Annotated in this window: 22 protein-coding genes; 12 read left to right on the top strand and 10 right to left on the bottom strand. The window is 71.8% G+C overall.

Features of this window, described 5'->3' with window-relative positions:
* Window positions 1-61: 61 nt before the first annotated feature.
* Window positions 62-622 (top strand): GNAT family N-acetyltransferase, encoded by a 561-nt coding sequence (locus ACIPSA_RS21630; protein WP_402637368.1) that lies wholly within the window; start codon window positions 62-64, stop codon window positions 620-622.
* A 6-nt stretch (window positions 623-628) separates the two neighbouring features.
* On the opposite strand, the gene ACIPSA_RS21625 is transcribed toward ACIPSA_RS21630, so the two are convergent.
* Window positions 629-2230: an amino acid permease gene (locus tag ACIPSA_RS21625; protein WP_402637731.1), complete on the bottom strand. Its 1602-nt coding sequence runs from the start codon at window positions 2228-2230 to the stop codon at window positions 629-631.
* Window positions 2231-2369: 139 nt separating this feature from the next.
* Between ACIPSA_RS21625 and ACIPSA_RS21620 the strand changes: the two genes are divergently transcribed.
* The 3 genes from ACIPSA_RS21620 (at window position 2370) to ACIPSA_RS21610 (ending at window position 4973) form a co-directional block, all read left to right on the top strand.
* Window positions 2370-3002 carry a PadR family transcriptional regulator gene (locus ACIPSA_RS21620; protein WP_402637366.1) on the top strand — a complete coding sequence of 211 codons (633 nt, stop codon included), beginning with the start codon at window positions 2370-2372 and terminating at the stop codon, window positions 3000-3002.
* 175 nt (window positions 3003-3177) lie between these two features.
* The gene (locus ACIPSA_RS21615) at window positions 3178-4200 is read left to right on the top strand and encodes an ATP-binding cassette domain-containing protein (RefSeq protein ID WP_402637364.1); all 1023 of its coding nucleotides are present in this window, start codon (window positions 3178-3180) and stop codon (window positions 4198-4200) included.
* Window positions 4197-4973 carry an ABC transporter permease gene (locus ACIPSA_RS21610; RefSeq protein WP_402637362.1) on the top strand — a complete coding sequence of 259 codons (777 nt, stop codon included), beginning with the start codon at window positions 4197-4199 and terminating at the stop codon, window positions 4971-4973. Before ACIPSA_RS21615 ends, ACIPSA_RS21610 begins: the two co-directional genes overlap by 4 nt.
* Before the next feature lie 67 nt (window positions 4974-5040).
* Here ACIPSA_RS21610 and ACIPSA_RS21605 read toward each other — a convergent pair whose 3' ends face one another.
* The 3 genes from ACIPSA_RS21605 to ACIPSA_RS21595 form a co-directional block, all read right to left on the bottom strand.
* The gene (locus ACIPSA_RS21605) at window positions 5041-5889 is read right to left on the bottom strand and encodes a siderophore-interacting protein (RefSeq protein ID WP_402637360.1); all 849 of its coding nucleotides are present in this window, start codon (window positions 5887-5889) and stop codon (window positions 5041-5043) included.
* 114 nt (window positions 5890-6003) lie between these two features.
* Complete coding sequence (locus ACIPSA_RS21600) at window positions 6004-6933, bottom strand: 5'-3' exonuclease H3TH domain-containing protein (protein WP_402637730.1); 930 nt, start codon at window positions 6931-6933, stop codon at window positions 6004-6006.
* Window positions 6934-6954: 21 nt separating this feature from the next.
* On the bottom strand, window positions 6955-7323 hold the full coding sequence (locus ACIPSA_RS21595; RefSeq protein WP_402637358.1) for a hypothetical protein: 369 nt from the start codon (window positions 7321-7323) through the stop codon (window positions 6955-6957).
* Window positions 7324-7698: 375 nt separating this feature from the next.
* On the opposite strand from ACIPSA_RS21595, the gene ACIPSA_RS21590 reads away from it, so the two are divergent.
* Together ACIPSA_RS21590 and ACIPSA_RS21585 are read left to right on the top strand one after the other, a co-directional pair.
* Window positions 7699-8268, top strand: a complete 570-nt coding sequence (locus tag ACIPSA_RS21590; RefSeq protein WP_402637356.1) for a helix-turn-helix domain-containing protein — start codon at window positions 7699-7701, stop codon at window positions 8266-8268.
* A gap of 12 nt (window positions 8269-8280) precedes the next feature.
* Window positions 8281-9000, top strand: coding sequence for a helical backbone metal receptor (locus ACIPSA_RS21585; protein ID WP_402637354.1), 720 nt, complete (start codon window positions 8281-8283; stop codon window positions 8998-9000).
* On the opposite strand, the gene ACIPSA_RS21580 is transcribed toward ACIPSA_RS21585, so the two are convergent.
* Window positions 8912-10039, bottom strand: a complete 1128-nt coding sequence (locus tag ACIPSA_RS21580) for a TDT family transporter (RefSeq protein ID WP_402637352.1) — start codon at window positions 10037-10039, stop codon at window positions 8912-8914. The genes ACIPSA_RS21585 and ACIPSA_RS21580 overlap by 89 nt on opposite strands.
* A gap of 70 nt (window positions 10040-10109) precedes the next feature.
* Between ACIPSA_RS21580 and ACIPSA_RS21575 the strand changes: the two genes are divergently transcribed.
* Window positions 10110-11033 carry a LysR family transcriptional regulator gene (locus ACIPSA_RS21575; protein ID WP_402637350.1) on the top strand — a complete coding sequence of 308 codons (924 nt, stop codon included), beginning with the start codon at window positions 10110-10112 and terminating at the stop codon, window positions 11031-11033.
* 19 nt (window positions 11034-11052) lie between these two features.
* Here ACIPSA_RS21575 and ACIPSA_RS21570 read toward each other — a convergent pair whose 3' ends face one another.
* Together ACIPSA_RS21570 and ACIPSA_RS21565 are read right to left on the bottom strand one after the other, a co-directional pair.
* Window positions 11053-11739 (bottom strand): gamma-glutamyl-gamma-aminobutyrate hydrolase family protein, encoded by a 687-nt coding sequence (locus ACIPSA_RS21570; RefSeq protein ID WP_402637348.1) that lies wholly within the window; start codon window positions 11737-11739, stop codon window positions 11053-11055.
* Window positions 11740-11834: 95 nt separating this feature from the next.
* Window positions 11835-12572, bottom strand: a complete 738-nt coding sequence (locus tag ACIPSA_RS21565; RefSeq protein ID WP_402637346.1) for a FadR/GntR family transcriptional regulator — start codon at window positions 12570-12572, stop codon at window positions 11835-11837.
* A gap of 95 nt (window positions 12573-12667) precedes the next feature.
* Between ACIPSA_RS21565 and ACIPSA_RS21560 the strand changes: the two genes are divergently transcribed.
* The 3 genes from ACIPSA_RS21560 to ACIPSA_RS21550 are packed head-to-tail and all read left to right on the top strand — an operon-like array spanning window position 12668 to window position 16192.
* A complete protein-coding gene (locus ACIPSA_RS21560) occupies window positions 12668-14026 on the top strand; it encodes a glutamine synthetase family protein (protein ID WP_402637344.1) in 1359 nt (452 codons plus the stop codon).
* An 11-nt stretch (window positions 14027-14037) separates the two neighbouring features.
* The gene (locus ACIPSA_RS21555; protein WP_402637342.1) at window positions 14038-15402 is read left to right on the top strand and encodes an aldehyde dehydrogenase family protein; all 1365 of its coding nucleotides are present in this window, start codon (window positions 14038-14040) and stop codon (window positions 15400-15402) included.
* 7 nt (window positions 15403-15409) lie between these two features.
* Window positions 15410-16192, top strand: coding sequence for a 3-oxoacyl-ACP reductase (locus ACIPSA_RS21550; RefSeq protein WP_402637340.1), 783 nt, complete (start codon window positions 15410-15412; stop codon window positions 16190-16192).
* 77 nt (window positions 16193-16269) lie between these two features.
* Here ACIPSA_RS21550 and ACIPSA_RS21545 read toward each other — a convergent pair whose 3' ends face one another.
* The gene (locus tag ACIPSA_RS21545; RefSeq protein ID WP_402637338.1) at window positions 16270-17472 is read right to left on the bottom strand and encodes an amino acid deaminase/aldolase; all 1203 of its coding nucleotides are present in this window, start codon (window positions 17470-17472) and stop codon (window positions 16270-16272) included.
* 1225 nt (window positions 17473-18697) lie between these two features.
* Between ACIPSA_RS21545 and ACIPSA_RS21540 the strand changes: the two genes are divergently transcribed.
* Both ACIPSA_RS21540 and mycP read left to right on the top strand, forming a co-directional pair.
* On the top strand, window positions 18698-19864 hold the full coding sequence (locus tag ACIPSA_RS21540; RefSeq protein ID WP_402637336.1) for a hypothetical protein: 1167 nt from the start codon (window positions 18698-18700) through the stop codon (window positions 19862-19864).
* The gene (gene mycP / locus ACIPSA_RS21535) at window positions 19861-21096 is read left to right on the top strand and encodes a type VII secretion-associated serine protease mycosin (RefSeq protein WP_402637334.1); all 1236 of its coding nucleotides are present in this window, start codon (window positions 19861-19863) and stop codon (window positions 21094-21096) included. Before ACIPSA_RS21540 ends, mycP begins: the two co-directional genes overlap by 4 nt.
* On the opposite strand, the gene ACIPSA_RS21530 is transcribed toward mycP, so the two are convergent.
* Window positions 21093-22049: a hypothetical protein gene (locus ACIPSA_RS21530; RefSeq protein ID WP_402637332.1), complete on the bottom strand. Its 957-nt coding sequence runs from the start codon at window positions 22047-22049 to the stop codon at window positions 21093-21095. The two genes, mycP and ACIPSA_RS21530, sit on opposite strands and share 4 nt — an antisense overlap.
* Before the next feature lie 158 nt (window positions 22050-22207).
* Complete coding sequence (locus ACIPSA_RS21525; RefSeq protein WP_402637330.1) at window positions 22208-22609, bottom strand: hypothetical protein; 402 nt, start codon at window positions 22607-22609, stop codon at window positions 22208-22210.
* Between the last annotated feature and the right edge of the window lie 421 nt (window positions 22610-23030).

The following is a 23030-nucleotide window of genomic DNA, read 5'->3' as shown; positions in this document are numbered from 1 at the left end:
CTCCGTTGGCCGGGCCGTGTCCCAGCGGCAGAATGCGGATCATGCCCTAGTCATCAGCCCGGTGCTGCCCGCCGGAACCCTCGCCCGCACTCCGCAGGCCGTGCTTCCCGCAGGCGACGGACTGGTCCTGCGTCCCTGGCGGGTCGAGGACGCACTCGCCGTGCACGCGGCCTTCCTGGACCCGCTCATGCATCAGTGGCACATCTGGCGCGGTGACTCGGTGGAGGAGGCCGTCGGCAGGATCGAGCAGTGGCTGAAGGAGTGGGCGGCGGAGCGGACGGCTCAGTGGGCCGTCGCCGACGCGGACACGGACCGGCTGCTCGGACGGATGGCGCTGCGCGAGATCATGCTGAACGAGGGCACGGCCGAGGTCGCCTACCGGACCACGGCGGCGGCCCGCGGTCAGGGAGCCGCCGCCCGCGCGACGGCCGCCCTGACCCGCTGGGCCTTCGACGAGATCGGCCTGCACCGCCTCGAGCTGACGCACGCCACCGCCAACCAGGCCTTCTGCCGCGTCGCCACCAAATCCGGCTTCACCCTGGAGGGCACCGAACGCAGCGCCCTCCTCCACCCGGACGGCCGGCACGACAGGCACCTGCACGCGCGCGTACACGGCGACTGACCTGACCTACGCGGCCACCTCCTGAACCGCCGCTTCAGGTACGGCACTTCGGACCGCCGTGTGTTTCCGGTACATCCGGTAGCCGGCGCCGGCCACCAGCGTGGCGGCCAGGAACAGTACCGTGAACCACTGGAAGTACCAGTGCCCGCCCGCCGGGTCGTACACCGCCGCTCGCGGCCAGGCGAGGTTGACGGTCATGGCCAGGCCGTAGAGGAGGGCGAGCGCGTTGACCGGGATGCCCCAGCGGCCGAGGGAGAACAGCGGGGCTCCCGTCTCGTCGGTGCCGGCGGTGCTGAACTCGCCGCGCAGCCGGCGGATCAGCAGCGGTCCGGTGACCATGGCGTAGGCGAGGTACAGCATCACGATGCAGGTGGTGCCGATGGCCAGGAAGGCGTCCGGCGAGGCGAAGTTCAGCAGCAGCAGTGCCGCCGCGAGGACGCCGACGACCACGGCCGGGGCGCCGGGCATGCCGGTACGCGGGTTGACGCGGGCGAGCGTCCTCGCGAACGGCAGCTGCCTGTCGCGGGCCATGGAGAACAGCATCCGGCAGGCCGCCGTCTGGATCGCCAGCGTCGCCACGGCGATCGCGACCACCACGTCGGCGAGCAGCACCCGGCCCACTCCGTCGCCCAGTGTGCTCGTCAGGACGTAACTGAGCCCGTCGACCGCCAGGTGCCCGTCCGTGAGGCTGGGTGCGGCGAGCAGCCCGCCGAGCACCACCAGGCCGCCGAGCAGCCCCGCGGCGCCGAGCGCGGTGAGGATGGTGCGGGGCGCGGTGCGGCGGGGGTTGTGCGTCTCCTCGCTCATCTCGCCCGCGCTGTCGAAGCCGATCATCACGTACGCCGCCGTGAAGGAGCCCACCAGCAGGGCGCCGAGGAGGCCGCTCTGGGCGGCGGTCCCGGTGTGGAAGGTGATGCCGGGAGAGCGTTTGGCGTGGGTCAGCAGGAGTACGACGATGAGGACCGCCCCGATGATCTCGGCGGTGACCCCGACCCGGTTGACCACGGACAGCACGCGGTTGTCCACGACGTTCACCAGTGTCGTCAGGACCAGCAGGAGCACACCGAGGACGGCGGCGTTGGCCGCCCCGTCGCGGGAGGTCGGCGCCGGGTCGGCGCCCACCAGCTGGAAGCCGGACCAGAGCGCTGGGAGCACCATCTGCAGGGCCAGCGCCGCCGCCGCGACCACCACGATCTGCCCGATCACCATGATCCAGCCCGTGAACCAGCCGAACGAGGCGTTCGACAGGCGCGAGGACCACTGGTAGATCGCGCCCGAGATCGGATAGCGCGCGGCCAGTTCCGCGAAGCAGGCCGCGACCAGCAACTGGCCGGCCAGCACGGCGGGCCAGGCCCAGAAGAAGACCGGCCCGCCGAAGGCGTACCCGAAGGCGAAGAACTGGAACACGGTCGTCAGTACGGAGATGAAGGAGAACCCGGCGGCGAACGAGGCGTACCGGCCGAGGCTGCGGTGCAGCTCCTGACGGTAGCCGAACTCCTCCAGGGAGTGGTCCTCGGATGTCGACACGACGGCACCTGCCTTGGGCACGAAGGGAGCGGTAGTTCCTGTCGGGTGACAGAAATTAGGGAGGGGGTGTTTCGGCCCCATCACGTCGTCGTGTCCGGGGCGGGCCCAAGTCCTCACGCCCTTGCGGCGGAACCCGGATCGCGATATGTCGTGTCTATTGACGACGGCTTCCGGATCGCGATATGTTCGGCTGCGGATATTCGGAAGCGAGGTGGTCGGTGTGGCGGCGAAGCGGCGCAAGCTCAGCAATCCGTTGGCGCTCGTCGTGCTGACGACCCTGTGGCAGAAGCCGATGCACCCGTACGAGATCGCCCAGACCCTGCGCCGGCAGGGCAAGGACACCAGCACGCGAACCAACTACGGCTCGCTCTACACGGTCATGCAGAACCTCGAGAAGCACGGTTTCGTCGAGGTGACCGACGTGGAGCGCCACGGCAACCGCCCCGAGCGCACGGTCTACGGGATCACGGAGGCCGGGCGCGAGGAGATGGTCCACTGGCTGTCCGACCTGATGGCCGTCCCGGTGAAGGAGTATCCGATCTTCGAGACGGCGCTCTCGCTGATCGGCGCCCTGCCCCCCGACGAGGTCGCGCGCCTGCTGGGGGAGCGGGTGAGGGCCTTGGAGGTCGAGGTGACCGGCGGCCGGGCCGTGCTGGAGAAGCTGTACGAATCGCTGCCCCGGCTGTTCGTCGTCGAGGTCGAGTACCACCTGCACATGCTCGAGGCGCAGATGGAGTGGGTCCGCGGCTTCGCCGACGAGATCAGGGAAGGCTCGCTGCCGGGCGTCGAAGGGTGGCGCCGGTTTCATGAAACGGGGGAACTGCCACCGGAGTTCACGCAAGAAACCAAGTAGATCACGCGGGAACAGACCCCGGCGGAGCTGTTGCAGCAGCCCCGCCAGGGTCTCGAACCCCGAGCTGAATCCGCCGTGAGGCAGCTCCAGGCGATCGAGGTGCGGCACACCCAGGATAGCCCGGCGCTCTTCACGCGGATCAGTCGTCATCCGCTCATCGAGGAGAGCAACCGACATGAACACCCGTGCGCCCGCAGTGCAGGCGCGCCAACTGATCAAGACCTATCCCGGCGATGTCACGGCGCTGAACGGCATGGACGTCACCGTCGAGCCGGGCACCGTCTTCGGCCTCCTCGGCCCGAACGGGGCCGGGAAGTCCACCACCGTCAAGATCCTCACCACTCTCGCCCGCCCCGACTCGGGCACGGCCACCGTCGCCGGCCACGACGTGCTGCGCCACCCGGACCGGGTGCGCCGCGCGATCGGCGTGGTCGCCCAGAACTCGGGCGCCGATCCCGTCGCCACCGGCCGCGAGAACCTCCAACTGCAGGGCAGGCTCCACGGGTTGAAGGGCGCGGCCCTCAATGCGCGGGTGGACCGGCTGCTGGAGCGCTTCACGCTCACGGACGCCGCCCGGCGCCCGGTCAAGGGCTACTCCGGCGGCATGCGGCGCCGCCTCGACGTGGCCCTCGGCCTGGTGCACCGGCCCGAGGTGCTGTTCCTCGACGAGCCGACGACCGGCCTGGACCCGGAGGCCCGCACCGCGATGTGGGAGGAGATCGGCCGCCTGGCCGGTGAGGAGGGCCTGACCATCCTGCTCACCACGCACTACCTGGAGGAGGCCGACCGGCTCGCCGAGCGCATCGCCATCGTGGACCGCGGCCGGGTCGTCGTGACGGGCACCCCGGACGCCCTCAAGGGCGAACTGCGCGGTGACGCCGTCCACCTGGAGCTGCGCGAGACGGTCGGCGAAGCCGGACGTACGCTGCTCGGAGGCTCGCTGACGGGGCTGCCGGGCGTGCGCGAGGTGCTGATCGACGGGTGCCGGATCAGCGCCCGCGCCGACGACGGCGCCGCGGCGATGCCCGCCCTCCTCGCCGCACTGGAACGCTCCGGAGTGGCCGTGGCATCGGCGACCGTCGCCCGCCCCTCGCTGGACGACGTCTACCTCCGTTACACGGGCCGCCGTTACGCCGAGGCCGAGGCCGATCCGACCGGTACCGCCGACACTCTCGCCCTGGCCGGAGGTGCCCGATGAGCAACGCCGTCTCCCAGACCTGGTACATGACCCAGCGTCAGCTCATGGTGTTCGCCCGCCAGCCCGCGTACGCGATCATCACCCTGATCCAGCCGGTGATCTGGCTGTTCCTGTTCGGCAACCTCTTCAAGAAGGTCGTCGAGCTCGGCGGCTTCGGCACCACCTCGTACCTGGACTACCTGGTGCCGGGCGTGGTCGTGATGAGCGCCCTGAGCTCCAACATGTGGGCGGGCATGGGCACCCTGGAGGAGATCCAGCGCGGCACCCTCGACCGCTTCCTGACCACCCCGGTCAGCCGTGCCGCGCTGATGAACGGCAACGTGGTGAACAACGGCCTGGTCACCGCCCTGCAGTCGGTGATCATCGTGCTGCTCGGGCTGCTGGGCGGCGCCGACTACCCGGGCGGCGTCGGCGGCATCGCGATCCTGGTCGTCGCCGCCGTGCTGCTCGGCACCGTCTTCGGGGCGCTGTCCAACGCGCTCGGCATGCTGGTGCGGGAGCGGGAGTCCATCATCGGCATCAACACCTTCCTGCTGCTGCCGCTGACGTTCCTGTCCTCCGCCTTCATGGCACCGTCCCAGATGCCCTCCTGGATGCGGCACATCGCCGACTTCAATCCGCTCGACTGGGCCATGGTGGCGGGTCGTTCGGCGATGTCCGAGCACCCCGACTGGGGTGACGTGCTCAGCCGCGGGGGCGCACTGCTGGCGCTCGCGGTCGCGGCCGTGTGGCTGTCGATCCGGACGTTCCGGTCGTACCAGCGGTCGGTGTGAGCAAGCGCCCCGGCGAGTGAAAACGCGGCAGCGGCGGCACCGTCCAGGTGTCGTCGCCGCCGGCGTCTCAGGCGGCGGCAGCCGTGCCGCTCTCCTGCTCCTCCTCGATGCGGGCGTTCCACTCCCGCTTGGAGGCCTGCCAGCCGTCCTCGTTGTGGCCCAGGCGCCAGTAGCCGGAGATCGACAGGTCCTCGCGCGGGACCTCGTGCCCGACCCGCAGCAGCCGGCGCAGCTCCTTCACGAAGCTCGCCTCGCCGTGCACGAACGCGTGCACCCGGCCCTCCGGGAACTCCAGCGCCCGTACGGCCTCCAGCAGGGCCTCGCCGATCGGGCGGCCCCCGCGGTGCAGCCAGACGACCTCCACATCGGAGTCGATCTTCTGCTCCTCCTCGGGGTCGGACACCTCCACGAAGGCAAAGGCCTTGGCACCCTTGGGCAGCGCCTCCAGGGCGCGGGCGATCGCGGGCAGCGCGCTCTCGTCGCCGACGAGCAGATGCCAGTCGGCGCTCCCGTCGGGAGCGTAGGCACCGCCGGGGCCCATGAACCTCACGATCTCACCGGGCTGCGCCCGCAGCGCCCAGGGACCGGCGAGGCCCTCGTCGCCGTGGATCACGAAGTCCAGGGTCAGTTCGCGGGTTTCGGGATTCCAGTTCCGCACGGTGTACGTCCGGGTCACCGGCCACTGGCTGCGCGGGAACTCCTCACGGATCCGCTCCATGTCGAAGGGCTCCGGATAGGTCACGCCCTCGGGGCCGAACAGGAGTTTCACATAGTGGTCGGTGCAGGTGTCCGCCGCGAAGTCCGCGAGGCCGTCGCCGCCCAGGACCACGCGCTGCATGTGCGGGGTCAGCCGTTCCGTGCGAACGACCTGGGCGGAATGAGGCTTCCGCGGCCTGCGTCCCGGGCGCTCTGCCATGACGGCCTCCCTGCTCCATTGGTTAGGTTTACCTAAGTTAGCATCCTCTCCTGTTCGGCACCTCCGTCATCGAGAACGGGTCAACGTGTTTTGCCGGAAAAATACTCGGGCCCCTCACGCCTCCAGCGTCGTCAGAAGCCGGTGCAGGGAACCCCCCAGACCCCAGCGCATCGCCAGCCGGTCCAGCCCCGCGGGGTCGCGCGGCGCGTGCGGCAGCGTCGTGTCGACGTCCGGCAGCGGTACGTCGGTGGCGACCCGTACGACCTTCGGCGCGACGGAGACGTACGGCCGGGCCTCGTCCAGCCGCTTGCGCTGCGACGGCGTGAGCCTGGCCTTCGGGTCGTCGACCGCCGCCATGATGCCGTCCAGGTTCCCGAACTCGGCCAGCAGCTTGGCGGCCGTCTTCTCGCCGATCCCGGGCACGCCGGGCAGTCCGTCGCTCGGGTCGCCGCGCAGCAGCGCCAGATCCGCGTACCCGCTGCCGTCGACTCCGTACTTCTCGCGCAACAGGGCCTCGTCGGTCATCTGCAGGGTGCCGACGCCCTTGAGGGGGTACAGCACCCGCACCCCGCGCGCGTCGTCCACCAGCTGGTACAGGTCGCGGTCACCGGTGACGATGTCCACCGGCCCGGCGGCGCGCGTGGTGAACGTGCCGATCACGTCGTCGGCCTCGTACCCCTCGACCCCGACCCGCGCGATGCCCAGGGCGTCGAGCACGTCCTCGATGACCGGCACCTGCGGGGAGAGCGTGTCCGGCACCTCCTCCTCGTCCGGTCCCGCCTCGTGCTCCTCGGCGACGCGGTGCGCCTTGTACGAGGGGATGAGGTCGACCCGCCAGTGCGGCCGCCAGTCGGCGTCCATGCAGGCCACCAGCAGGTCGGGCCGGTGGTCCTTGACCAGCCGGTCGATGAAGTCCAGCAGCCCGCGCACGGCGTTCACCGGTGTGCCGTCCGGCGCCTTCACGGAGTCCGGGACGCCGAAGTAGGCGCGGAAGTACAGCGAGGCGGTGTCGAGAAGCATCAGTCGTCCGGTCACGCCTCGCATCATGCCGCACGGCACCGACAGTCAGGTGTCGGCACGGAGCGGCAGGGTCCGCAGCCACCGCCGGCGCGGGTGTTCCGTGACGAGGGCGACGGCAGCGAGGAGGGAGACCGGGACAGCCGCCCAGGCGGGCCACACGTACCACGCGGAGATCACTGCCGCGCCGAACTGGAGCAGCACGAGCAGGATGGTGACCTCGCCCGGAACGGCGACGATCACGCTCGACTTGTCCCCCGGCGTCGAGAACACGGTCGGGAGACCGATCAGCAGCACCACCGACAGCACGGCGAGCGCCCAGGAGTGCCCGGCCAGGGCCCAGGGCGTCGCGATCCAGGCCACGAGCTCCGTCGCGAAGCGCAGAGCGGACGCGAGGCGGTCGTCCGGTCGTTCCATACGTGTCCCCCAAACGGCGATGCGCACCACCGGCGGTGATCCTAGGCATTCCGAGCGCCCACGAGAAGGATCCGGCCAACCACATAGCGCTACGCCCTTGCCCCAAGCTCTGTCCGGCCGCCGGCCGGAGCGGCCGATCACGCACGGTACCGAAGGGGTGACACGGATCCGAATTCCCTTGACCGAGTGGGCGAGAGGGCTTCGTCCGCTGGCGCGAACCGTAGAGGTCGGGCAGGTGCGATGTGACATGGATGTGACGGCCGCATGAAACGGTTTGCCGAACATGCGTAGGGTGCAGAGAACTCATCAGAAGGGGTGTGTCCGACGCGGGGCACCCCGGCAGCGCAACGACGAGCGAAGGAGGGAGCCGGAGCGATGGGCGACCACAAAGAACAACAGCCCGTGCGCGTGGGCGCGGCCGTCCGGCGGCGACGCCGCGCGCTGGAGCTCACCCTCGCCGTCGTGGCCGAGCGCAGCGGTCTGTCGGTGCCCTTCCTGAGCCAGATCGAGAACGACCGGGCGCGCCCCAGCAGAAGCTCCCTGGAGAAGGTCGCCGACGCTCTGCGCACGACGGCCGTGGAACTCCTCGCGGCCGCCGACCCCGCGTGCAGTGTCGACGTCGTCCGCTCCGACACCACCGAACAGGACTTCACTCCCCGGCTGCGTTCCCTGGTCCGCGGTCACCACCAGCTGCACGCCTCGGAGTTCACCGGCGACCACGACGCCGGACGCGAATTCCAGCACCGCAACGACGAGTTGATGTATGTCGCCGACGGCGCCGTGGAGATCGAGGCGGAGGGCCGCGCCTACCGGCTCGGCCGCGGCGACACCCTCTACCTCACGGGCGGTGTCCGCCACCGCTGGCGGGCCACGGTTCCCGACACCCGGGTGATCGTCGTGGCGGTGGCCGAGCACATCGAGGCGGTCCAGGACCGCTCGCGCTAGGGCAGGCCTCAGGTGCGGGTCGTCTCCCTGGTTCCGTCGCTCACCGAGGCGGTGGCCGTGTCCGCTCCCGGCGTCCTGGCCGGCGCCACGGACTGGTGCGTCCATCCGGCGGACCTGGCAGTCACGCGCGTGGGCGGCACCAAGAACCCCCGGCTCGACCGGATCGCCGCCCTCGCCCCGGACCTGGTGATCGCCAACGAGGAGGAGAACCGCGCCGCCGACCTCGACGCCCTGCGTGCCGCGGGCCTGGAGGTGCTGGTCACCGAGGTGCGGGACGTGCCGCAGGCCTTCCGGGAACTGTCCCGGGTGCTGGCCGCGTGCGGTGTCCCGGCGCGCCCGCGCTGGCTGACCGCGGCGGAACGGACCTGGTCCTCGCTGCCGGCGCCCGCGCACCGCACGACGGCGGTCGTGCCGGTCTGGCGGCGCCCCTGGATGGTCCTGGGCCGCGACACCTTCGCGGGCGACGTACTGAGCCGCCTCGGGGTCGACCACCTCCAAGCGGCCCACCCGGACCGCTACCCGCGCATCCCGCTCGACGAGCTGCGGGCGGCGGCCCCGGAGCTGGTCGTCCTGCCGGACGAGCCGTACCGGTTCACACCCGACGACGGCCCCGAGGCCTTCCCGGGGCTGCCCTGCGCCCTTGTCAGCGGACGGCACCTGACCTGGTACGGACCGTCACTGGCCGAGGCGCCGCGGGTACTGGCCGAGGCCCTGCGAGCAGCTCGCCGCTGACCAGCCCCCGCGCCGTCCCGACGAAGGCCACCGCCCAGGCGGCGACGAGCACGCCGTACAGCGCCACCGCGAGCCAGTCGTAGACGGCGAGCCCCGTGTGCCGGGCGAGCGCCGCGGACCCGGTGACACAGGTGCCCACCGGAAAGGTGAACGCCCACCACGTCATCGCGAACCCCATGCCACGCCGCCGGGCCCGCACCACATGGGCGCCGGCCAGCATGATCCACAGCAGCGCGAAGCCCATGACCGGCACCCCGTAGAGGACGGCGAGCACACCGAAGCCCTGGTCGTACGGGGCGGGCACGACCCCCGGCGCGACGTCCGCGAACATCGCGACGGCGGTGGTGGACTGCCCGAGCGGCCCCAGCACCAGGAACAGCGTCGGGGTGAGCACCAGAGGAAGGGGCCCGGAGACGATCAGCCGCGCGAAGACGAGGGGCAGCATCAGAGCCGTGGCGATCAGGCTGAGCCCGAACAGGGCGAAGCAGGCGAACAGCAGGGTCTCCCGGGGCTGCCCGGCCGGAAGATGCGGCACGAGGGCCGGCCCCAGCGCGGCGGACACCATGGGAGCGACCAGCGGCAGCAGCCACACGGGTGTGGCCTGCCCCGGCTCGATCCGATGCCGTACGGCCATGAGGTACGGCACGGCGACGGCGGCCGCCAGCCCGACGACCGTACCGGCGACGAACAGCACCCCGTCGAGGACGACCGCCGCGCCGCTCCCGATCCAGTCCCGCCCGACGGACAGGGCGCCGCCGCCGACGGCCAGCAGGGCCATGGACAGGCAGCCGTAGAACGGGGCCGTCGCCGGGTCGAGGAGGTGGGCGCGGGCCTGGTCGCGGTGGTGGGTCCAGTGCAGGGCGCGGGCGGCCAGCAGGGCCACCAGCAGCACGCAGGAGAGCCCCCAGAAGGCAGCGCACACGGGGCGCAGCCCGTCGCTGTGGAGGGGGAGCGCGGCGCCGGCGCCCCCCACGATCGCCGTACCCATGACGGAGGCGTACCAGTTGGGGCCGAGATGACGGACGGCTGCGGTGACCATGACCCCACGGTCGCGCGGGTGGACGGCCGCGACCAGGGAGTCTGTCTCTATGGGGGCATAAGCTGGGGTTATGAGCGATGCGGAGGAGCGGCGGGGTCCCGCCGGAACACTGGCGCACCGGGTCCCGGACCTCGGCGCCCTGGAACTGCTGCTGGCGGTGGCGCGGCTGGGCAGTCTCGGGGCGGCGGCGCGCGAGCTCGGCGTCACCCAGCCGGCCGCCAGCAGCCGGATCCGCTCCATGGAACGTCAGCTGGGCGTCGCCCTCGTGGACCGCTCACCACGTGGCTCCCGGCTCACGGACGCCGGCGCGCTGGTGACGGACTGGGCGAGACGGGTCGTGGAGGCGGCGGAGGCCTTCGACGTGGGGGCACAGGCGCTGCGCGACCGGCGCGACTCGCGTCTGCGGGTCGCGGCCAGCATGACGATCGCCGAGTACCTGCTGCCGGGCTGGCTGCTGGCCCTGCGTGCCGAACGCCCCGACACGGCCGTGTCGCTGCTGGCGGGGAACTCGGCGGCGGTGGCGGAACGCCTCCTGGCGGACGAGGCGGACCTGGGCTTCGTGGAGGGCCTGTCGGTGCCTCCGGGGCTGGACTCCGCCGTGATCGCCCACGACCGTCTGATCGTCGTCGCGGCCCCCGCCCACCCCTGGGCCCGCCGTCGGCACGCCCTCCCGGCCACCGAGCTGGCGGCCACCCCCCTGATCCTCCGGGAGCGCGGCTCCGGCACCCGCCAGGTCCTGGACGCGGCCCTCGGCGGCCTGGCCCGCCCCCTCATCGAGCTGTCCTCCACCACGGCGGTGAAGGCCTCGGCGGTCAGCGGCGCGGGCCCGGCGGTCCTCAGCGAACTCGCCGTCCGCGAGGAGCTGGCGATGCGGCGCCTGGTCAGCATCCCCGTCGACGGTGTCTCCCTGGCCAGGGAGCTGCGCGCCGTCTGGCCGACGGGACATCGTCCGACGGGGCCCGCCCGCGAGCTGCTGTCGCTGACCCGGGGCTGACCCGCGCGCCGGCCGCACCCTACGAGGCGGCCCGCACCAGCTCCCGCATCACCCGCAGGTCCTCGTCCATCTCCGGATGCCACTGCACGCCCAGCACCCACCCGGCGCCGCAGGACAGCTCGACCGCCTCCACCGTGCCGTCCGCCGCGTGCGCCGAGGCGACAAGCCCCTCACCGAGCCGGTCCACCGCCTGATGGTGGAACGTCGGTACGGACGCCTCCTCCGGTACGGCCGCCGCGTACAGCGTCCCCGGCACCGGCTTGACCGGATGCCGCCCGAAGATCCCGATCGCCTCCGCGTGCCCGTCGACGTGCTGCGTGAGTGTGCCGCCGAGGGCGACGTTCAGCAGTTGCATGCCCCGGCAGATGCCGAGCAGCGGCACACCCGCCGCCAGCGCCGCGTCGATCAGGGCGAGTTCCCAGGCGTCGCGCTCGCGGGCCGGCGGCCCCGTGCGGGGGTCGCGCCGCGCGCCGTACCGCACCGGCTCGACGTCCGGACCGCCGGCGATCACCAGGCCGTCCAGCCGCGCCACGGCCGCCGCCGCATGCTCCGGCTCGTCCGGAGGCAGCATCGCGGCCAGCCCTCCGGCCCGCTGCACCAGCCGCGGATACCCGGCCGGCAGCAGCGCGGCCTCCAGTTCCCACGTGCCCCAGCGCGTCCGGGACTCCAGATACGTACTGATGCCGATCAGCGGCCTGCCCGCCATACGTCCTCCCGCTCCCCGCAATGGATTGCGTTCATACCTTTGCCGAGGTGCCGGTGAACGGCAAGCCCTCACTCCGGGCGAGGAACCCCGCGCTCTCAGGCCAGGAAACCCCGCAGCAGCGCGGCCGTGCCCGCGCAGTGCTCCCGCATCATCTCCCGCGCCCCGTCCGCGTCCCCGTCCAGCACGGCCTCCACCAGCGCGGTGTGCTGCCGCTGCGAGTGCTCCAGGTTGCGTACGAGCAGCGGGATGCAGTCGAGCAGGTCGTTCACCGTCGCCCGGACCGCCGCGTACTGCGCGGTCAGCGTCGGCGAGCCGCACAGCTCGGCCAGGGTGAGGTGGAGCAGGGTGTCCAGACGCCGGTACTCGGCCAGCGGGGCGTCGTGCGTGCGGGCCAGCGCCGCGCGCAGCCGCTCCGCCTGCTCGTCGGTCAGCCCGTGCGCCGCGCACAGCCCCGCCGCACCCACTTCGAGGACCTCCCGGAACCGGAGCACGTCCTCGATGTCGACCTCCGCGATCCGCCGCCGCAGCTCGTCCTCGCCGCCCGCGTCGCTCCGCGGCAGCACGAACGTTCCGCCGTAGCGCCCGCGGCGCGCCTCGACCAGTCCCTGGTCCTGCAGCACCTTGAGCACCTCGCGCAGCGTCACCCGGCTGATCCCGAGCCGCTCGGCGAGCTCCCGTTCGGCGGGCAGCCGCTCGCCGCCCGGCACCAGACCGAGCCGCACGACCTGCAGGATCTGCTCCAGTGCCTCCTCGAAACCGTTCCCGGCACGCACCGGCCGCAGCACCGGCGTGAGACGGTCGCCCGGTCCCCCCGCATCCATGTCCCGCGACATCAGGCCGTACCCCCTTCCCAAGCAATGGTTCTCGGCAATACCTTATGGCTCCCGGCCCGGCCGAAACAGCGCGAAGAAGCCGAAGGAGCACTCCCGTGGCAGACCGCACACCCCCGCTCGGCGTCGAGGAGCTGCACGCCCTCGTCGCCGGCGGTGAGATCGACACTGTCGTCCTGGCCTTCCCCGACATGCAAGGGCGGCTCCAGGGCAAGCGGTTCGCCGCCCGTTTCTTCCTCGACGAGGTCCTCCACCACGGCACCGAGGGCTGCAACTACCTCCTCGCCGTCGACACCGAGATGAACACGGTCGACGGCTACGCCATGTCCTCCTGGGACCGCGGCTACGGCGACTTCGCCATGCACCCCGACCTCTCCACCCTGCGCCGCGTCCCCTGGAACGCCGGTACGGCCATGCTCATCGCCGACCTCGCCTGGAACGACGGTTCCCCGGTCGTCGCCGCGCCCCGCCAGATCCTGCGCCGCCAGCTGGAGCGCCTCGCCGAGCTCGGCTACACCGCCCAGGTCGGCACCGAGCTGGAGTTCATCGTCTTCAAGGACACCTACGAGCAGGCGTGGGACGCGAACTACCGCGGCCTGACCCCGGCCAACCAGTACAACATCGACTACTCGGTGCTCGGCACCGGCCGCATCGAGCCCCTGTTGCGCCGCATCCGCAACGAGATGGCCGGCGCGGGCCTCACCGTCGAGTCCGCCAAGGGCGAGTGCAACCCCGGCCAGCACGAGATCGCCTTCCGCTACGACGAGGCCCTGGTCACCTGCGACCAGCACGCCGTCTACAAGACCGGCACCAAGGAGATCGCCGCCCAGGAGGGCGTGTCCATCACCTTCATGGCCAAGTACAACGAGCGCGAGGGCAACTCCTGCCACATCCACCTCTCGCTCGCGGACGCCGACGGCAACAACGCCATGGCCGGACCCGGCGGGATGAGCGAGGTCATGCGGCACTTCCTCGCCGGGCAGCTCGCCGCCCTCCGGGACTTCTCCCTCCTCTACGCCCCCAACATCAACTCCTACAAGCGGTTCCAGCCGGGCTCCTTCGCCCCGACCGCCGTCGCCTGGGGCCACGACAACCGCACCTGCGCCCTGCGGGTCGTCGGCCACGGCCGCTCCCTGCGCTTCGAGAACCGGCTGCCCGGCGGCGACGTCAACCCGCACCTCGCCGTCGCCGGCCTGGTCGCGGCGGGTCTGTACGGCATCGAGCAGAAGCTGGAGCTGCCCGAGCCCTGCCCCGGCAACGCCTACGCCGCCGAGTTCGAGCACGTGCCCACCACCCTGCGCGAGGCCGCCGAGCTGTGGGAGAACAGTCCGATCGCCAAGGCCGCCTTCGGCGACGAGGTCGTCGCGCACTACCGCAACATGGCGCGCGTCGAACTGGAGGCCTTCGACGCCGCGGTGACCGACTGGGAGCTGCGCCGCTCCTTCGAACGCATGTGAGAGGTCCTTCCTTGTCGAACGAGTCCGAGCTCCAGGTACTCAACCCGGCCACCGAGGAGGTCGTCGCCACCGTCCCCGCCGCCGACGCGGCCGACGTGGACCGTGCCGTCGCCCGCGCGGCGGCCGCCCAGCGGGCGTGGGCGGCCGTGGCCCCCGCCGACCGCGCCCGTCTGCTGCGCCGCTTCGCCGACGTCGTCGACGCCCATGCCGAGGAGCTGGCACAGCTGGAGGTCAGCGAGGCCGGCCACCTCCTCGGCAACGCCCGCTGGGAGGCCGGCAACGCCCGAGACCTGCTGCTGTACGCGGCCGGCGGCGCCGAACGCCTCCTCGGCAAGCAGATCCCCGTGCCCGGCGGCTGGGACGTCACCTTCCAGGAACCCCTCGGGGTGGTCGGCGTGATCGCCCCCTGGAACTTCCCGATGCCCATCGCCGCCTGGGGCTCCTTCCCGGCGCTCGCCGCGGGCAACGCCGTCGTGCTCAAGCCGGCCGAGACCACCCCGCTGACGGCGTTGCGCCTCGCCGAGCTCGCCCTGGAGGCGGGCCTGCCGGAGGGGTTGTTCCAGGTCCTCCCCGGATACGGCCACATCGCCGGCCGCGCCCTGGTCGACCACCCGGACGTGGCGAAGATCGTGTTCACCGGTTCCACCCGCACCGGCCGCGAGGTCATGGAGCGCTGCGCCCGGCAGGTCAAGCCCGTCACCCTCGAACTCGGCGGCAAGAGCCCGAACATCGTCTTCGCCGACGCCGACCTGAAGTCCGCCGTCGACCCGTTCTCCTTCCTGGACAACTCCGGCCAGGACTGCTGCGCCCGCACCCGGATCCTCGTCCAGGAGTCCGTGTACGACGAGGTCCACGCGCTGCTCGCCGAGGCACTCCAGGCCGTGGTGGTGGGCGACCCCGCCGACGAGAAGACCCAGATGGGCCCGCTGATCTCCCGTCAGCAGCTCGACCGCGTACGGTCCTTCGTGCCGGACGACGCCCAGGCGCTGCGCGGCAGCGCGCCCGACGGCCCCGGGTTCTGGTTCGCGCCGACCGTGCTCACGGGGGAGCGGCCGGACTCCGGGGCGGCCCGTGAGGAGATCTTCGGCCCGGTCGCCGTGCTCCTGCCCTTCGCCGACGAGGAGGACGCGATCCGCCTCGCCAACGACACCCCGTACGGCCTGGCCGGTTCCCTGTGGACCCGGGACCTGGGCCGCGCCCTGCGCGTCTCCCGGGCCGTCCGCGCGGGCAACCTGTCCGTCAACTCCCATTCCAGCGTCCGCTACTGGACCCCCTTCGGCGGGTTCAAGCAGTCCGGCCTCGGCCGCGAGCTGGGCCCGGACGCCCTGACCGCCTTCACCGAAACCAAGAACGTCTTCATCAGCACGGAGGCCTGAGCCGCTCATGACCGAAGAAAGCATCTGCCGCCGCCTCGTCGGCCGCACCGCCGTCATCACCGGAGCCGGCAGCGGCATCGGCCTCGCCACCGCGCGCCGGCTCGCCTCCGAGGGCGCGCACGTCGTCTGCGGCGACGTCGACGAGGCCCGCGGCAAGGCGGCCGCCGAGGAGGTCGGCGGGCTCTTCGTGAAGGTCGACGTCACCGACCCCGAGCAGGTCGAGGCCCTCTTCAGGACGGCCTTCGACACCTACGGCAGCGTCGACATCGCCTTCAACAACGCCGGCATCTCCCCGCCCGACGACGACTCCATCCTGGAGACCGGCCTGGAGGCATGGAAGCGCGTCCAGGAGGTCAACCTCACCTCCGTCTACCTGTGCTGCAAGGCCGCCATCCCCTACATGCGCCGCCAGGGCAAGGGGTCCATCATCAACACGGCGTCCTTCGTGGCCCGGATGGGCGCGGCGACCTCGCAGATCTCGTACACCGCCTCCAAGGGCGGCGTGCTCGCCATGTCCCGTGAACTGGGCGTGCAGTTCGCCCGCGAGGGCATCCGCGTGAACGCCCTCTGCCCGGGCCCGGTCAACACCCCGCTCCTTCAGGAACTGTTCGCCAAGGACCCGGAGCGGGCCGCCCGCCGCCTGGTGCACATCCCGGTCGGCCGGTTCGCCGAGGCCGAGGAGATCGCCGCCGCCGTCGCCTTCCTGGCCAGCGACGACTCCTCCTTCGTCAACGCCTCCGACTTCCTGGTCGACGGCGGAATCTCGGGCGCGTACGTCACGCCGCTGTAGGGCGCGTGGGCCTTGGTCGCGGCCGCCACCACCCTGACGGCCGCGACCCGGGTGATCAGAGCAAGGTGATCAGGCGATCAGAGGAACGTGTGGCCCTCGCCCCGGTACGTGGGCACCGTGGCGGTCACCGCGTCCCCCTCGATCAGGTGCAGCGCGGCGAAGCGCTCGCACAGCTCACCGGCCTTGGCGTGCCGGAACCACACCTTGTCGCCGACGAGGAGGTCGTCGGCGGGCGAGCCGAGCAGCGGCGTCTGCACCTCGCCTGGGCCCTCCTGGGGGTCGTACCGCAGCCCCTCCGGCAGATACGGCACCGGCAGCCGGTCCGGCCCGGCCACCCCGGACGCCGGATAGCCGCCGCCGAGCACGGTCACCACGCCCACACCCGGCCGCCGTACGACGGGCAGGGCGAAGAGGGCGGCGGGACGCCCGGTGAAGGACGTGTAGTTGTCGAAGAGGCGAGGCACGTACAGGCCGGAACCCGCCCCGATCTCGGTGACCGAGTCCTCGGCCGCCGTGGACTGCACACTGCCCGTGCCGCCGCCGTTGACGAACTCCAGGTCCGGCGCCACGGCCCGGACCGCCCGCACCACGGCGGCGCGCCGCTCGGCCAGCTCCCGGCGGGCGGTCGCCTGCATCAGCCGGATCGCGCGGGACCGCAGGGGCCGGCCGGCGACGGAGTCACCGACACCGGCGATGTGCCCCTCGTACGCCATGATCCCCACGAGCCGGAAACCGGGCCGGCGGGCCACCGCCCGCGCCAACTCCGCGACCTGGGCGGGGGAGTGCAGCGGCGAACGCCGCGCCCCCACCCGCACCCGTCCGCCCAGCAGCTTCAGCGAGGTGTCCAACTCCAGGCAGACGCGCACGACTTCACGACCGCCGGCGCGGGCGGCGTCGATGAGGTCGAGGTGCGCGACGTCGTCGACCATCACGGTGACGGCCGAGGCCAGCTTGGGGTCACCGGCGAGCTCCGCGTAACCGGCGCGGTCGGCGGACGGGTAGGCGAGCAGGACGTCGTCGAAGCCGGAGCGGGCCAGCCACAGGGACTCGGCGAGGGTGAAGGACATGACGCCCGCGAAACCCTCCTTGGCCAGGACCCGTTCGAGCAGGACCCGGCAGCGCACGGACTTGCTCGCGACCCGGATCGGCTTCCCGCCGGCCCGGCGCACGAGATCGTCCGCGTTGGCGTCGAAGGCGTCCAGGTCCACGATCGCGAGAGGGGCGTCGAGATGGGCGGTGGCCCGGTCGTAACGGGCCCGGTCGGCGGCGCGCGCAGTCATGCACGAAGCCTGCCAGACAGGATTACCGCAGGGTAGGGGGACGTTCCGGGCAGATGCCCCGGGGTCGTGGGACTGGTTCCCGTTCGCCCGGCAACAACCCGTAGAGTGACGCGGACGCACGACGGAACCACTCCGGCCGCACACCCTGCGCCGGGATGCCGGGACGCCGGCGCGGGTATGCGTGCCCTGGGGCGGACGAATCCGTGCCGGGCCCGGGCGACAAGGACGGCGGCCCGCGTACGGAACGGCCCGGGTACGAGGAAACGGGGGGTGCATGAGCAGGGACGCGCGGCAGGCCCCGATCCCGCCCCGCCCCACGACGCCCCCGCCCGGCGACGCCCAGGGCTCGGCCCCCGAGGCGAACCCGTCCGCCACCACGAGCGGCCTCCCTTCGCAGAGTGACCGGGCCGAGAGGCGCACCCCGGGGGCGAACGCCTCCGCGACGCGGCCTGCGCGGTCGGACTCGGGTACGTCGGCGCCCCGGACCGAAGGCGTGAGCGACACGGGCCGTGATGCTTCCGGTGCCCCGGACGCCGCGCCGCGCTTCCCGACCCTCCGCCCGTTCCGCCTGACCCAGAGCGCCGCGCCCGCACCCCCGCCGTCGGCCTCGGCGCGCTTCCCGGACACCCCGCCCACCGTCGGTCGCGAGACGCGTCGACCGGGCACCGACCCGACAGCACAGGGCACCACCCCGCCTCACCCGAACCGCGGCCCCGCCGCGCCTCCCCGCCGCACCGACATCCCGACCGTCACGCGGCCGGAAAGGCCCGCCCGCCTGCGCCCGATACCGCCGACGGCCACGCCCGCGCCTGAGCCGCCTGCTCCCCGGACCCCCGGGCCCACGGCGCACCCTCCCCGCCAGGGCTCCGCCGCCGTACCGCCGGCCGGCTCTTCGGCCGTGCCGTCCCAGCCTGATCCGGGCTCCGGCTCCGGGGGCGCGGAGTCCGTCCGGCGCCCGGGTTCCGCCGCCGTGCCGCCGCGGCCGACTGCCCGGCCGGGCTCGGATTCCGCAGCCGCCACGCCCGAACCGGGTGGCCGTCCGGGCTTCCGGCTCGGGGGGTCGAGCGGGCGCGTCGGCACTTCGGCGGTGCCGCCCAGGCCGGACGCGCGCCCGGGTGTCGCGTCCGGGGCGTCTTCCGACCGGCACGGGAGCCTGCCGTCCCAGCCCGATTCGGCTTCCGGCTCGGGGGGCGCGGAGTCCGTCCGGCGCCCCGGTTCCGCCGCTGTGCCGCCCAAGCCCGCCACCAAGCCGGGCGGCGCGTCCGCGGAGCCCGCCGCGGGCTCCGGCTCCGGCGCGCCGACCGCACAGTCCGACCGGCGAACCTCCGGGTACCGCGCCGACGCGGTGGAAACGGCTGCCACCCCCCGGGCCCCGCGTGCGACACCGATCCCACCGGCCCCGGCCGCTCCGCCCCGCCCTGCCGAGGCCCCGGTCGCGGGGGCGCCGTGGGCCCCGGCGAGCGCCGTCGCGCCCCCTCCCGCCGTCGCCCCGGCACGATCCGCGAGTTCGCCGCCCCCCGCCGGCCCCCTGCCCCCCTCCCCGGACCCGGCGCTCTCCTGGAGCGCGGCTCGGCATGTTGTGTCGTACCCGGAGGCCGAGGCGTACGACGAGCGGGTGCCGGCGCGGCCGTTGGGGGCGTGGCTGGGGCCCCGGACCGCGGCCGCGGCAGCCTGTGTCGTGCTCGGGTTCGGGCTCATCGGCGGTGCCGTGACCGGGAGTTGGCTCACCGGTGACTCCGGGAGCCCGGGTCCCGACAACAGTTTCACCGCGGCCGCCGGGCTGTGGCACAGCGTGCCGGTCGACGAGCTGTTCCCGCTCACCGTGGAGGGGACGGGCGCGGGACCCGGCGGCGCCGACCGTACCTGGACGCGGATCGCCGTCGCCCCGGACAGCGGCTGCGCGAACGCCTTCGACCCGCTGCTGCGCAAGGCGCTCGCCCCCGTCGGCTGCCAGCGGCTGCTGCGCGCCACCTACACGGACGCCACCCAGAGCTACGTCACCACCGTCGGCCTTCTGTTCACCAAGGCCGACTCCGCCGCCATGTCCTCCCTCGCCACCCGCTTCGATAAAGAGGGCCTGGACCGCCGTACCGATCTGATGCCCCGCCCGTACGCCGCCAAGGGCACCGCCGCCGCGGCCTTCGGCGACAAGCAGCGCGCGTCCTGGACCATCTCCGTTCTCACCGACGCCCCGGTCGTCGCCTACGCGGTCTCCGGCTGGGCCGACGGCCGTACCGTCGACGCCCCGCAGCCCGCCGCGGACGCCATGCAGTCCGGCGCCACCACGGCCCCGGCCCAGGCCGGCGTCGGCCAAGAGGCACAGGGCCTCGCCGACCGCATCCAACGGAGCCTGCGCAAGACTGTCAGCACGGCCACGGAGACGCCCTCATGAAGCGTTGGAAGTGCGGCAACCGCCGCGTGGCTCGGAGCGGCAACCGCCGTGTGGGGCGCCTGGCCGGCCCTGCCCTGAGCCTCCTGCTCGCCGGTTCCCTGGCCCTCGTGCCGTCCACCACCGCGTACGCCGACGGCATCCGCGCCCAGCAGTGGGCCCTGTCCGCCATGCACACCCAGCAGGCCTGGCAGACCACCAAGGGCAAGGGGATCACCGTCGCCGTCCTGGACACCGGTGTCGAGTCCGACCATCCGGACCTGACGGGCAACGTCCTGCCGGGCAAGGACCTGATCAGGTTCGGGGCGAAGCGCGGGGACCGTGCCTGGGCCCGGCACGGGACGGCCATGGCGGGGATCATCGCCGGGCACGGCCACGGAATCGGCAACGCCGACGGCGTCATGGGCATCGCGCCCGAAGCCAAGATCCTGCCCGTCCGGGTGATCCTCGAAGACGGCGACTCGGCCCGCGGCAAGGCCCGCAGCACCCGCGGCAACGCCCTCGCCGAGGGCATCCGCTGGGCCGCCGACCAGGGCGCCGACGTCATCAACCTCTCCCTCGGCGACGACTCCGCCTCCGCGCACCCGGAGCCGAGCGAGGACGAGGCCGTGCAGTACGCGCTCAAGAAGGGCTCCGTCGTCGTCGCCTCCGCCGGCAACGGCGGCGAGAAGGGCGACCACATCTCCTATCCGGCCGCCTACCCGGGGGTCATCGCCGCCACCGCCGTCGACCGCTACGGCACCCGTGCCTCGTTCTCCACCCGCCGCTGGTACGCCACGGTCAGCGCGCCCGGTGTCGACGTCGTCATCGCCGACCCGGACCACAAGTACTACGAGGGATGGGGGACGAGCGCCGCCTCCGCCTTCGTCTCCGGCGCGGTGGCGCTGGTCAAGGCGGCCCACCCGGGGCTGACCCCGGCCCAGATCAAGAAGCTCCTGGAGGACACCGCACGGAACGCCCCCAGCGGGGGCCGCGACGACTCCCGCGGCTTCGGGTTCATCGACCCCGCCGCCGCCATCAAGGCCGCCGCCCGCCTCAAGCCGGAAGGCCTACGGGCCGCGTCATACGGCGACAAGTACTTCGGCTCAGGCCCCGACGCCCTCAAGCCGGAGAGTGACACATCGAGTTGGGCCGCCCCGCTCGCGGGCAGCCTCGGCGGCGTCCTGCTGGTGATGGCGGTGGTCATATGGCGCAGGCGACGCGAAGATCAGCGCGAAGATCACATGACCTTCTAGATTCTCTTCTTCGCATTGCGCAACATGACCTGATAGTACTTCTTGACTGCTTGGAGCAGTTCGGCGTTGTCTTTCACGGCATTCTTCTCATATGCGATCTGCAGAGCCTCTGTCACGCCGAGGTAGTTGACGTCGAGACGGCACCTGACATCGGCTGTCGCGACCGCGATCTCCCGGTCGGTGGCCCGCCTGCTTCGCCCCCACTCCGGGTCGCCCATGGCGGAGGCGAAGTCCGGGTAGGAGAATCCCGCCCTCTTCATGCACGCCGACCATCGCGTGACCATCCTCGTGTAGGCCGAGTGCTCGGCGGACTGACGCGACGCCTGGTAGCGGAGCGCCAGGATCACGTTGAACGCGGACCTGCCATGGGCACCAACGGCATTGAGGTCGGGCGCTCCGTCGGCCAGTTTCTCCTCAGCCAGCCTGAGACACCCACCCTCAGGAACCGGCTTGCCGTTGACCTTGACATCTTTTGTCGCGAGGGACGGTGACAGAGGGGTGGTACCGGACGTTACCGGGCCGTTGACGACCAACATCTTGGCCGACTTGTCGGCGGTTTCCGCAGCCGACTCCTCCTCGCGCTCGTCGCTCCGGGCGCGAGCAGGTGATTGCGCCGGGTGGTATCCGTATCTCTGTACATGCTCGCGCGTGAGCGGCAACTTGGTGCCCTTGCGGACGTCGTCGAGTTTCGCCTCGTACGACGGGGCGTCGACATCGGTTTTCAGTCCGTACTCCGCAGTGCAGGCGTTGAGGAGCAAGCCCTCCGCTTTCCGGATCACCCTCAGTGCTTTGTCGCCCGGTACGTACGCCGCGAGAGGCATCACCGTGGTTGTCGGACCGGTGGGCGTTGGAATACTTCCTATGGGGTCCGGCTCGTTCTCTTTCTGCGGTCCCGCGCAGCCGACCAGCAGGCTGAGCGCCATAGCCCCGAAGACAAGCTTTGCGTAATACATTTCCGGCGCCTCCGAAGACAGTCCTGCTTAATGGTCCTGGTGGGCAGGACACTTTCTGGAGCACATCTGTCGCCGACCGGGCTCGCGTGCGATGCCCGGTCGGCGATCATCACGGCAGAACAACGGAGGCCACGCCGTGTTGCCGTATTCGCGAGCGGTCAGGCGATCGCGAGCCGGGTGTAGCAGTCGTACGGAGAGCCCGTGCCCCCCGCCTTGAACTGGCAGGAAGTGAGCCAGATCTGGGACCCCTCGTCATAGCTGAGGTTCCAGTCGTAGTAGTCGCCGACCAGCCAGTAGTAACGGTCGTCGTTGATGTCGGCCATGACACCCTCGCCGTTCGTTGCGTAGTCCCACTCCTGCAGGTGCTCGCCATACGAGTTGAACTGGACGGAGTCGATGTAGTAGCCCTTGCTGTCCTGGTGCAGGATTCGGCAGTCGGTGCCATTGTCGTCTTGGGACGGCCAGCAGTCCGACTCAAGGGCGGAAGCGGTACCACCCGTCAGGCCGAGGGAAGCGGCTGCCAATGCGCCGACGAGGGCCATCTGAGCAATCTTCCGCACTTTTCCTCCATGAGTTAAAGAAGGGTTAAAGGGGGGGTGGGGTGGGAGTCTGTCATGATCCAATCGATCTTGAAAAGTGGACCAGCTGTGATCACGGTCACGCATAGTCGGTCGCTGTAGCCGCGGTGTTTCACCGGGTGACGAGCGGGCCGTGTTGAAGGAAGTTCCTTGTCCGCTGTGGTGACGTCAACTACCGCTTGTAGCAAGGAGCTTCGTGGTCAATCAGATTGAATTCGTGGAGTCCGTGGGCTCGTGACGGTGCTTGGTCGTTGTACGGGTGCGCGGCCGCGACCGCGGCCCGGTCAACATCGCCGGCGTGGTCTGCCACCACGCCGGGCAGCGCTCCCACTTCCTCTGCACGCGGCACATCTGGCACGGGCGCTGGAGCGAGTTGAAGGCCATCCCCTGGCGTCGGTACCGC

Source organism: Streptomyces sp. NPDC086549 (genome assembly GCF_044746205.1).
Lineage (GTDB): Bacteria > Actinomycetota > Actinomycetes > Streptomycetales > Streptomycetaceae > Streptomyces.
The sequence above is the reverse complement of the archived record's forward strand: the minus strand, read 5'-3'. Positions and strand labels throughout refer to the sequence as shown.